The sequence below is a fragment of the Wolbachia endosymbiont (group A) of Trypoxylon clavicerum genome, from assembly GCF_947251665.1.
Classification (GTDB): Bacteria; Pseudomonadota; Alphaproteobacteria; order Rickettsiales; family Anaplasmataceae; genus Wolbachia; species Wolbachia pipientis.
On sequence record NZ_OX366374.1, the window covers coordinates 1167757 to 1180031 of the forward strand.

Annotated in this window: 8 protein-coding genes and 1 pseudogene; 6 read left to right on the forward strand and 3 right to left on the reverse strand. The window is 37.1% G+C overall.

Annotated features, from left to right (window positions below):
• Positions 1-116: 116 nt before the first annotated feature.
• Positions 117-437: pseudogene (locus OPR60_RS06030) on the forward strand (transposase); the annotation flags it as partial.
• Between the two features lie 394 nt (positions 438-831).
• Complete coding sequence (gene uvrB, locus OPR60_RS06035) at positions 832-2745, forward strand: excinuclease ABC subunit UvrB (protein WP_265040256.1); 1914 nt, start codon at positions 832-834, stop codon at positions 2743-2745.
• 197 nt (positions 2746-2942) lie between these two features.
• Here the strand turns inward: uvrB and OPR60_RS06040 are convergent, their stop codons facing one another.
• The 3 genes from OPR60_RS06040 to OPR60_RS06050 form a co-directional block, all read right to left on the reverse strand.
• Positions 2943-5126, reverse strand: coding sequence for a hypothetical protein (locus OPR60_RS06040; protein WP_265040257.1), 2184 nt, complete (start codon positions 5124-5126; stop codon positions 2943-2945).
• Between the two features lie 43 nt (positions 5127-5169).
• Complete coding sequence (locus OPR60_RS06045; protein WP_265040258.1) at positions 5170-5397, reverse strand: hypothetical protein; 228 nt, start codon at positions 5395-5397, stop codon at positions 5170-5172.
• 210 nt (positions 5398-5607) lie between these two features.
• Positions 5608-6732 carry a gas vesicle protein GvpG gene (locus OPR60_RS06050; protein ID WP_265040259.1) on the reverse strand — a complete coding sequence of 375 codons (1125 nt, stop codon included), beginning with the start codon at positions 6730-6732 and terminating at the stop codon, positions 5608-5610.
• 303 nt (positions 6733-7035) lie between these two features.
• On the opposite strand from OPR60_RS06050, the gene OPR60_RS06055 reads away from it, so the two are divergent.
• From OPR60_RS06055 to OPR60_RS06070, 4 genes are all read left to right on the forward strand, one after another.
• Positions 7036-7788, forward strand: a complete 753-nt coding sequence (locus tag OPR60_RS06055) for an IS5 family transposase (RefSeq protein ID WP_265039650.1) — start codon at positions 7036-7038, stop codon at positions 7786-7788.
• Between the two features lie 343 nt (positions 7789-8131).
• A complete protein-coding gene (locus tag OPR60_RS06060) occupies positions 8132-9448 on the forward strand; it encodes a gas vesicle protein GvpG (protein WP_406829850.1) in 1317 nt (438 codons plus the stop codon).
• A gap of 210 nt (positions 9449-9658) precedes the next feature.
• On the forward strand, positions 9659-9886 hold the full coding sequence (locus tag OPR60_RS06065) for a hypothetical protein (protein ID WP_265040258.1): 228 nt from the start codon (positions 9659-9661) through the stop codon (positions 9884-9886).
• Positions 9887-9929: 43 nt separating this feature from the next.
• Positions 9930-12113, forward strand: a complete 2184-nt coding sequence (locus OPR60_RS06070) for a hypothetical protein (RefSeq protein WP_265040257.1) — start codon at positions 9930-9932, stop codon at positions 12111-12113.
• Positions 12114-12275 lie beyond the last annotated feature (162 nt).

The window sequence follows — 12275 nt, forward strand, 5'->3', positions numbered from 1 at the left end:
AAACTACCATCTTTTTCTCTCTTTTCATATTTTTTGTCCACAGAGCCTAGGAATGAATATCAAATACCTCGGAGTTTACCCTATTTCCTTACCTTTTCTATTTTTTCTAATTTACAACTGGGGTTAGCAGTGCTGTGAGAATGGTTGAAAGCGCAAAAGAAAACCTCTCGGAAGTTAAAAATATACTGGTCGATGCAGGTTATACAGGAGAAAATTTTGCAACTCAAATAAAAACGATTATTGGAGCAACTGTAGAAGTAATAAAACGAAGTGAATTACATTCCTTTGCTGTATTGCCACAAAGATGGGTTGTAGAGCGATCTTTCGCTTGGTTAGAAAAATGCAGACGATTGTGGAAAAATTGCGAGCGAAAACTTAACACTAGCCTACAAATGGTCGTTCTTTCCTTCATTTCTCTTCTATTGAGAAGATTTTAAACAGGTTCTAAATCTTTATTTTAAAAATGTCATATTGACCACCGGTACCTGAAAATACTATTCCAATTGATCAGAGCTATCCATTTCCTTAATTTTTGTAACGTTGTCATAGGAGTACTATAATTTAGTATCAACTATGTTTTATTGTTTTTGCATCTAAAAAAATTTAGCTTATTCAAGCAACATTTTGCCTTTTTTTGGATGTAGGGATTTTTTAGGAATTGTCTTCTTGAATTCTATGGTATTTTGTTTAGCATTGAAACAAGATTCCAGTGTCAGCTACTTGCATGACATTATTGGTTAATGTTTTATGGCTTTACGATAGCTATACAACTTATCTTAAAAGCAATATAGTGTTTACTATACAATGAATCAAAGATAGTAAGTAAAGTCTATGGAATTTCAAATCGCTACACATTTTCAACCGGCTGGGGATCAACCACAGGCAATCGATAGCTTAATTGCAGGGCTAAATAGCAATAAAAGAGATCAGGTTTTGCTTGGAGTTACTGGTTCTGGGAAAACTTTTACTATGGCAAATGTTATTGCAAGGACAAACAGGCCTGCATTAATTATGGCACACAATAAAACTTTAGCAGCACAGCTTTATGAGGAAATGAAAGGATTGTTTCCCCATAATGCTGTTGAATACTTCATTTCTTATTATGATTATTATCAACCTGAAGCCTATTTACCACAAACTGATACTTATATCGAAAAAGATTCTGCAATTAACGAAAGAATTGAGATGCTGCGTTATTCCACCGTCTGCTCCCTTTTGGAGCGCAGGGATACGATCGTAGTTGCCAGTGTTTCCTGCATATACGGTCTTGGTTCGCCTGAGAGCTACCGCAGCATGATCATACCGCTTAGTGTTGGAAATAAAATTCATATTAATGATTTCCTGAGCAACTTAACTGATCTTCAATACAAGCGCTCTGATGCCAGGTTTGAGAGAGGATATTTCAGAGTGCGCGGCGATATTATTGATATATTTCCTTCCCATTATGAAAATAAAGCTTGGCGTTTATCGTTATTTGGCGATGAAATAGAAGAAATTTCTAAAGTTGATGCTATAACGGGCAATGTTACCAAAGGCGTAAATAAAATCACCATTTTTCCAAATAGCTATTACATAACCCCGCGTGAGGCTTTGTTGCAGGCAATTGAACTAGTCAAAAAAGAGCTGCATGAACGCTTGGATTATTACTACTCGCAAAATAAGATTGTTGAAGCAAAGCGCCTCGAGCAACGCACTAATTTTGATATCGAAATGATGAGAACAACAGGAATAAGTAAAGGTATTGAAAATTATTCGCGTTATCTCTATGGAATGGAAGCTGGGGATCCACCACCTACTTTGTTTGAATATTTACCTAAAGACGTAATTTTATTTGTTGATGAGAGTCATGTCACCGTTCCTCAGGTTGGTGCGATGTACAGTGGTAATGAGGCGCGTAAAAAGAAATTGATCGACTATGGCTTCAGGCTCCCTTCCGCTTTTGATAATCGTCCATTAAAATTTGAAGAGTGGGAGGGAGTTAGGCCGCAGACTATTTACATTTCAGCCACTCCCGGAAAGTATGAGTTGGCAAAGACCAATAATGTATTTATAGAGCAAGTTATCCGTCCAACAGGGCTTACGGACCCAATCTGCATTGTAAAACCAATAGAGAGTCAAATTGATGATGTAATTCATGAGGCACAAGTGACAATAGGGAAGGGATTTTGTGTTTTAATCACTACATTGACGAAAAAAATGGCTGAAAATTTAGCTGAATATATGAGTGAATTGAATATGAGAGTGAGTTATTTGCATTCTGATATTGCTGCGCTGGAGAGAATAGAAATTATATACAAATTGAGATCTAAAGAAATCGATGTTTTAGTAGGTGTTAACTTGCTGAGGGAAGGTCTTGATATTCCAGAGTGTGGGTTGGTTGCAATTTTGGATGCTGATAAAGAAGGATTTTTGCGATCGGAAACTTCATTAATTCAAACGATCGGTCGTACTGCGCGTAATGCTGAAGGTAGAGTAATTTTGTATGCAGATAAAATCACTGGTTCTCTGGATCGTGCGTTAAAAGAGACTGAAAGAAGAAGAAAAAAACAAGAAGAACATAATATATTGCACAATATTATCCCAAAGACTATAATAAAACCTATATCAAACACCTTACAGGAGAGGGCAATAGCAGAACCGAAAGTAAATACTAATAAGGATGATTTGAGAAAGCAAATGATAGAGCATGCTGAAAATTTAGAGTTTGAAGAAGCAGCAAGAATAAAAAAATTATTGCAAGGTTAAGTAATATATGATGCTATGGGCATAGCATGAAAGTGTAAATAATTTTATTGATATCTTTATATTAATACTTTTTAAATATTTAGTACGGTGCAATATCTGCAATGGATGAGAAAAACTAACACCAGTGCTTTCAGGGTCAGGGACTTTGGCTCCAACCCTAATAAAACACTTGGGTGGTTAAGATATATCTAAAAACCTCAATTTTTCTCCAAAGCTTCTGACATATGCTTTACCTGTTGCACACTACACTTTTTGAACTCTGAAGAGACACTTTTCTTATGTGGCACAGCAGGAGAAGCAGGTAATCCTGAAGAATAACCACTATCTGCAGAACTTGTAGAAACGTTACGACTAATTTCTTGTTCATCATCAAAGAATTTAAAAAGTAAGCCTTTTTTTGCCTTAAAAGGTAAATCTGAGTGTAGTTGCTTCCCCTTCTCAGGAGGAAGAACTGAGCACACTTGCTCTGCTCCCTCAGAAGTAGAAAGAAGTGAACGCAGTGTCTCACTATCAACATAAAGTAAGTGTAGTAACTTCTCGTACTCAGGAAGAAAAAAGCCGGAGTTTAGCTTCTCCTTCATCTCAGGAGAAAGAACTTTGCATAGTTCCTCCCTCTGATCAGGATCAAGACGTTGTTGCCACTCTGGTCCACCTTCATGCGTAGGAGAAGTCACTCCTGAGGGTGGATTATTTTTTGCTTTTATTCTAGTTGGGAATGAAAAAAATGGCTTAGACACAGGTGGTTTTTCAGTTACAGGAGTTCCAGGAGTACTTCGCGTTGTATCACGCCCTACATCATGTCGCTTAAGGTTTACGCCATATTGCTTCTTAAAAGGTGAAGAGAGCAATTTTTTTATTTTTTGAACACCACCCCCATGTTTCTTCTCCGGAGATTCACTTTCTTGTGACTTTGCTTCAAAACACTCATCACTACTTTTTCGATCACTTTTATCAGTAACTTGCTGTTTTTCAGGTTCCTCATTACAAATGTTCTTCATATCTTTTGGAGAATCTTCAGAAACCCCAGAATTTAAGGACATTGAATTATCCCATGCTATAGGAAAAGGAATCGATGATGGTCTACAGGTCATTTTCTGATCCCGAATATTAGCCTCTGTTAGCATACCTTCACCAGCACCTAAAGATAGCTGTGATTGACCACAAGTGGGTTGACTTGGATCTATTTCCCCCAGCACCCCCCGAAAAGGCTCTGTTTCTTCCTCTTTTTTTGATCTTCGCCTGGGATGCTTCTCTAACCCTTCACCACGACTCCGCTTGGGACACCCCCGTGTCGGTGATGCTTCAGCTAATAGCGTTCGAGGAAGCTCAGGGTCAATGGCCAGTTCATGGTCTTTGTTGATTACAGAGTTTTCTATGATTTTAGTTATCACACAGTGAGAAACTTGTAAATCATAAAAGTTTATACCATATATTCCACTGCTTCCATTTACTGGTAACTCTGCCTGAGTTTTACCATCAACATTAACAAACACAACACTATCAAATGTATCATTTATGCTTAAAGCCTCTTTGTTTGTCAATGCCCTAAACCCTTTACTATCTAATATAACGGGTATAAGAATTGATGCCCCTTTTCCATTCAAAGAAGGAGCACACATAAAGCCAGTAGCTATTAATCCTTCCGGCTGATTAATAAATTCCATTATCAAATCTTTAAATGCCCTTACATCACTACGACTTTTGCTATCAGCCTGAAGATCACGGCCTATACGCCATGCGGCACGCCGCGTTATACTATCAATAAAACAAGCGTTATCAAAAACATCTTTGATATATACACTATTGTCTTTAACCTTAACCTTTAAAGGCTTCTTAGGAACATTTTCATATCTTTCCCTCATCCTTAATAAAAACTCACGCTCAAATTGCTCACGTAATTCTTTATTATCAAATCCACCGTGCCATAAACAACCTTTCCTGTCAGATGCCCTAATGCTACAAGTTGGCATATCTTCTAGAACATCTTTTGCCAGTGAAGAAGCCAAATGAGACTTCAAATTAAAAATTACACCTTGATCTATAAGTGCTGCAAACTTAATCCTACCTTGCTTATCTACGAACCACTTTCCTTCATAGTTAAATGGAAAAGATTTAACATCAAAGACTAACTTAGCTGTATTGAACATTACTTCATCCGTATCTTCTTTCTTAATCTTTTGAAATTCACTTACTATCTTCCTTTTTATACCGTAAAGATATTTTTTACACTGATCATTCTCCATACCTTTATCAAATGAAACTACGATATAGTCGTTCTTACCATCGCTTTGTAGCGTAAAATTAGTTTTAACTGCATTGAAATCATAATTATTAACATTAAAAGCGCTAACCAATGCTCTTACTGTTTCTCTATTAGGCATACCAACCTCCCCATTTTTAAATTACAACAACTATTCTTTATTACTACCTTTTGTTACCGCTACCAACTCCACTAGAGCTTGACCCGCTCATAGAACTGCTAGGCTGCTCAGACTGACGCCTCCTTTCTAGTAGCTCCTTGGCTTTATCACTATGATCATCAAACCTTGCTCCTTTGACTTGCTGAAATACTCCACCACCTGGCGCTGTATTCTCACGTTTCCACTGTTCTCTTTGTTCCTTATAACTTTTTTTATCATTATTACCATGCATATTGCCCCCTAAGTAAAAATATTATGTAATTAATATACTAAAAATAAAATTAAGTGCAAGCACTTTTTTATATTTTTTTTCAAAAAATTTTATTCACTCTTTTTCATAAAACCCAACTTTCAAGATTCCAGCGTCACGCGCTACCCTTTCTTGTCATCCCAGTGCCCAGACACTGGGATCCAGTGTTCTTTATTACATAAGTAGCTAACACTAACTTCTCGATGGTACATTACCATTTCCTCTTGCTGCATGTTCATTCAATACATCAGTAATTTTTGATCTAGGATCTTTTTGAGCACCACCTACAGAACTTTGCTTAGGTTCATATTCAGCACCTTTCCAAGTACCTATGTTAGTAAAATCAAATCCACAATTATTAACAGAAACAGATTCTTTGTCAGCATCGATGTCTCTTCTTTTTTTTCGATTACTATCGCATCTTTGCACTTTTTCATCTTGTACCTGCCCCGTCCCCGTTGCAGGCTTCTCCTCCAAAACTTTCGGTGGACACACCTCTTTCTTCGGTCCCTCCTGCTTCGCTTTTTTCTCTTCTTCCACTTTTGGTTTTTGTGAATTTTCATGAGATTTTCTTTCAAGCTCAGCAAGACGCAATAGATGTTTCAAAGGATCTGACGCAATTTCAAGTTCTGGTTTGCTCAGAACAACCGGCCTTACAAATCCTGGTGAAACGTCAAAAAGGAAAACTGGCACTTTAGGTTTTTCTCTTTCATCTACCTTTATTTCTACTTCTTTGCAAACTTCTTTATTTTCTTCTTTTAATGATGTTTTTTCTGCTTTTTTATCTTCTTTTTCTGTAGATGCCTCTACCGCAGCCGCCAACTCAACTCCAAACATCTCTGCGAACATTGTAACAATCCATCCGACAACGGCCATTTGTAACCTGAGTTTCAGATCTTGCAATGCAGTTAATCTTTCTAACTCCCTTGCAAATTCTTCTTCTGATAACTCACCACTGCCTAATTTTTCCTGCAATTCTTTTATCTCTTTGTCCAACCTCTGATTGAAACTTAAATCGCGTGCAAAAATCTTCTTGATTAACTCCTTAAGCTTGTCACGCATAAATTTAATTATCGCAGCAATCAGGTTTTTTTCTTTCTTCTCCTTGAGCATTTGGTAGATTTTCGGATCATCTACATTTACTTCAAAAAGGTTAAAGAGAGATTCAAAGAAATTCCAGAAATCTCCGAGTACTCTGTCTTTTTCACCAGTGAAGTGATCCTCCTCATCACCTTCTCCGGTATGTAGCTCCGCTTGAGATGATATTTCATCGATACAACTAGAAGCCTGACGCTCACACTCGAGCCTCCTGAGCAAATCTTGTCTGGTGAGCTCCTCTACGCACTGCCTCTATTGCTCTGATATAGCTAAAGTGACTTACGATAATTTGAAAAACAAAAATTCGTCATTCCGCTACTTGTTAGCGGAATCCATACCGCGAATGAATCGCGGTATGACGTAGGACTGCTGTCATCCCAGTGCGTGACACTGGGATCTCGTTCCTTAACTTTATAGTGTAAATTATTTCAAATTGTGTCTAGGCTCTGTGGACAAAAAATATGAAAAGAGAGAAAAAGATGGTAGTTTAGCCTAATAGGTAAAAAATGGAGAAACTACCATATGCAATATTACATCAAAGAGGAAAATTGGAAACAAATTTTAGAGTTCATAAAAAGCGTAAAAGGAATGCACAGCAAAGATGAAAAACGTTTAAGAATATTCATAGAGGCAGTGTGGTACATAGTGCGAAGTGGTTGCCAATGGAGACTTTTATCAAAAACTTATGGTAATTACAGGAGTATACATAAGCGATTTAAAAGATGGTGTGAAAGAGATGTCTGGAAAAAATTGCTTGAATATACTAAACAAGAGCCTGATTTAGAAGTTGCTATAATCGACGGTACGATCATCCGAGCCCATCCATGTTCATCTGGATATACAAAAAACTCCAAGGATCAAGAAGCTTTAGGGAGGAGCAAAGGTGGCTTTACAACTAAAATACATGCGCTTGTCGATGCACTTGGAAATCCACTTAAATTTACTCTGACTCCTGGTCAAAGAAATGAAATTACGCAGGCACAAGTGTTGACCGAAAGTATCTATAACTCTACTGTAGTAGCTGACAAGGGCTACGATAGCAATGCCTTTGTTACAAGTCTTGAAGACAAGGGATGTACAGTAGTTATTCCGCCAAAACGGAATCGAAAAGTGCAAAGGTATTACGATGAGCATATCTACAAAGAACGTCATTTGATTGAGTGTTTTTTTGGTAAAATTAAAAATTTTAGGCGCATTTTTTCCAGATTTGATAAAACTGCTGAGGTTTTTATTGGTTTTCTCAATTTTGTTGGAGCTCTTGTATGGCTTCTCTAAAATTTTGTCCACAGAGCCTAGCTGCAAGTATAATAATTTCCATTTATAGATAAAGTATGTTGCAAATGTTATACCAAAGAGTATAATAAAATCTATATCAAATACTTTACAAGAAAAAGTGGTGATAGAGGCAAAAGCAAATATTAATAAGGATAATTTAAGAAAAGCGCATGCTAGAGTTTGAAAAAACAGCAAGAATAAAAAATATTATTGAAAGGTTAAATGGCGTATGATATAATATAGTGTAAAGATATAAATAATTTTATTGACATCTTTACATTAATACTTCTCAAATATTTAGTACTGTAGAATTAAATTATTAAGTTTTATGAAGGGAGTAAAAATGGTGGAAAGCTTTTCAGGTAACAACAAAGGCAGTAATTTTATTGAGGAAGCAAAAATAATGGAAAATTTTTCAGATAATAACGGAAACGGTAGCTCGATCTTCCAAGGAAAAATCAGGGAGCAAGATTTCTCTGCGGAGCAGAAGTTAAATGAACTAAAAGTAGCCATAGAGGAGCTCACCAGACAAGATTTGCTCAGGAGGCTCGAGTGTGAGCGTCAGGCTTCTAGTTGTATCGATGAAATATCATCTCAAGCGGAGCTACATACCGGAGAAGGTGATGAGGAGGATCACTTCACTGGTGAAAAAGACAGAGTACTCGGAGATTTCTGGAATTTCTTTGAATCTCTCTTTAACCTTTTTGAAGTAAATGTAGATGATCCGAAAATCTACCAAATGCTCAAGGAGAAGAAAGAAAAAAACCTGATTGCTGCGATAATTAAATTTATGCGTGACAAGCTTAAGGAGTTAATCAAGAAGATTTTTGCACGCGATTTAAGTTTCAATCAGAGGTTGGACAAAGAGATAAAAGAATTGCAGGAAAAATTAGGCAGTGGTGAGTTATCAGAAGAAGAATTTGCAAGGGAGTTAGAAAGATTAACTGCATTGCAAGATCTGAAACTCAGGTTACAAATGGCCGTTGTCGGATGGATTGTTACAATGTTCGCAGAGATGTTTGGAGTTGAGTTGGCGGCTGCGGTAGAGGCATCTACAGAAAAAGAAGATAAAAAAGCAGAAAAAACATCATTAAAAGAAGAAAATAAAGAAGTTTGCAAAGAAGTAGAAATAAAGGTAGATGAAAGAGAAAAACCTAAAGTGCCAGTTTTCCTTTTTGACGTTTCACCAGGATTTGTAAGGCCGGTTGTTCTGAGCAAACCAGAACTTGAAATTGCGTCAGATCCTTTGAAACATCTATTGCGTCTTGCTGAGCTTGAAAGAAAATCTCATGAAAATTCACAAAAACCAAAAGTGGAAGAAGAGAAAAAAGCGAAGCAGGAGGGACCGAAGAAAGAGGTGTGTCCACCGAAAGTTTTGGAGGAGAAGCCTGCAACGGGGACGGGGCAGGTACAAGATGAAAAAGTGCAAAGATGCGATAGTAATCGAAAAAAAAGAAGAGACATCGATGCTGACAAAGAATCTGTTTCTGTTAATAATTGTGGATTTGATTTTACTAACATAGGTACTTGGAAAGGTGCTGAATATGAACCTAAGCAAAGTTCTGTAGGTGGTGCTCAAAAAGATCCTAGATCAAAAATTACTGATGTATTGAATGAACATGCAGCAAGAGGAAATGGTAATGTACCATCGAGAAGTTAGTGTTAGCTACTTATGTAATAAAGAACACTGGATCCCAGTGTCTGGGCACTGGGATGACAAGAAAGGGTAGCGCGTGACGCTGGAATCTTGAAAGTTGGGTTTTATGAAAAAGAGTGAATAAAATTTTTTGAAAAAAAATATAAAAAAGTGCTTGCACTTAATTTTATTTTTAGTATATTAATTACATAATATTTTTACTTAGGGGGCAATATGCATGGTAATAATGATAAAAAAAGTTATAAGGAACAAAGAGAACAGTGGAAACGTGAGAATACAGCGCCAGGTGGTGGAGTATTTCAGCAAGTCAAAGGAGCAAGGTTTGATGATCATAGTGATAAAGCCAAGGAGCTACTAGAAAGGAGGCGTCAGTCTGAGCAGCCTAGCAGTTCTATGAGCGGGTCAAGCTCTAGTGGAGTTGGTAGCGGTAACAAAAGGTAGTAATAAAGAATAGTTGTTGTAATTTAAAAATGGGGAGGTTGGTATGCCTAATAGAGAAACAGTAAGAGCATTGGTTAGCGCTTTTAATGTTAATAATTATGATTTCAATGCAGTTAAAACTAATTTTACGCTACAAAGCGATGGTAAGAACGACTATATCGTAGTTTCATTTGATAAAGGTATGGAGAATGATCAGTGTAAAAAATATCTTTACGGTATAAAAAGGAAGATAGTAAGTGAATTTCAAAAGATTAAGAAAGAAGATACGGATGAAGTAATGTTCAATACAGCTAAGTTAGTCTTTGATGTTAAATCTTTTCCATTTAACTATGAAGGAAAGTGGTTCGTAGATAAGCAAGGTAGGATTAAGTTTGCAGCACTTATAGATCAAGGTGTAATTTTTAATTTGAAGTCTCATTTGGCTTCTTCACTGGCAAAAGATGTTCTAGAAGATATGCCAACTTGTAGCATTAGGGCATCTGACAGGAAAGGTTGTTTATGGCACGGTGGATTTGATAATAAAGAATTACGTGAGCAATTTGAGCGTGAGTTTTTATTAAGGATGAGGGAAAGATATGAAAATGTTCCTAAGAAGCCTTTAAAGGTTAAGGTTAAAGACAATAGTGTATATATCAAAGATGTTTTTGATAACGCTTGTTTTATTGATAGTATAACGCGGCGTGCCGCATGGCGTATAGGCCGTGATCTTCAGGCTGATAGCAAAAGTCGTAGTGATGTAAGGGCATTTAAAGATTTGATAATGGAATTTATTAATCAGCCGGAAGGATTAATAGCTACTGGCTTTATGTGTGCTCCTTCTTTGAATGGAAAAGGGGCATCAATTCTTATACCCGTTATATTAGATAGTAAAGGGTTTAGGGCATTGACAAACAAAGAGGCTTTAAGCATAAATGATACATTTGATAGTGTTGTGTTTGTTAATGTTGATGGTAAAACTCAGGCAGAGTTACCAGTAAATGGAAGCAGTGGAATATATGGTATAAACTTTTATGATTTACAAGTTTCTCACTGTGTGATAACTAAAATCATAGAAAACTCTGTAATCAACAAAGACCATGAACTGGCCATTGACCCTGAGCTTCCTCGAACGCTATTAGCTGAAGCATCACCGACACGGGGGTGTCCCAAGCGGAGTCGTGGTGAAGGGTTAGAGAAGCATCCCAGGCGAAGATCAAAAAAAGAGGAAGAAACAGAGCCTTTTCGGGGGGTGCTGGGGGAAATAGATCCAAGTCAACCCACTTGTGGTCAATCACAGCTATCTTTAGGTGCTGGTGAAGGTATGCTAACAGAGGCTAATATTCGGGATCAGAAAATGACCTGTAGACCATCATCGATTCCTTTTCCTATAGCATGGGATAATTCAATGTCCTTAAATTCTGGGGTTTCTGAAGATTCTCCAAAAGATATGAAGAACATTTGTAATGAGGAACCTGAAAAACAGCAAGTTACTGATAAAAGTGATCGAAAAAGTAGTGATGAGTGTTTTGAAGCAAAGTCACAAGAAAGTGAATCTCCGGAGAAGAAACATGGGGGTGGTGTTCAAAAAATAAAAAAATTGCTCTCTTCACCTTTTAAGAAGCAATATGGCGTAAACCTTAAGCGACATGATGTAGGGCGTGATACAACGCGAAGTACTCCTGGAACTCCTGTAACTGAAAAACCACCTGTGTCTAAGCCATTTTTTTCATTCCCAACTAGAATAAAAGCAAAAAATAATCCACCCTCAGGAGTGACTTCTCCTACGCATGAAGGTGGACCAGAGTGGCAACAACGTCTTGATCCTGATCAGAGGGAGGAACTATGCAAAGTTCTTTCTCCTGAGATGAAGGAGAAGCTAAACTCCGGCTTTTTTCTTCCTGAGTACGAGAAGTTACTACACTTACTTTATGTTGATAGTGAGACACTGCGTTCACTTCTTTCTACTTCTGAGGGAGCAGAGCAAGTGTGCTCAGTTCTTCCTCCTGAGAAGGGGAAGCAACTACACTCAGATTTACCTTTTAAGGCAAAAAAAGGCTTACTTTTTAAATTCTTTGATGATGAACAAGAAATTAGTCGTAACGTTTCTACAAGTTCTGCAGATAGTGGTTATTCTTCAGGATTACCTGCTTCTCCTGCTGTGCCACATAAGAAAAGTGTCTCTTCAGAGTTCAAAAAGTGTAGTGTGCAACAGGTAAAGCATATGTCAGAAGCTTTGGAGAAAAATTGAGGTTTTTAGATATATCTTAACCACCCAAGTGTTTTATTAGGGTTGGAGCCAAAGTCCCTGACCCTGAAAGCACTGGTGTTAGTTTTTCTCATCCATTGCAGATATTGCACCGTACTAAATATTTAAAAAGTATTAATATAAAGATATCAATAAAATTATTTA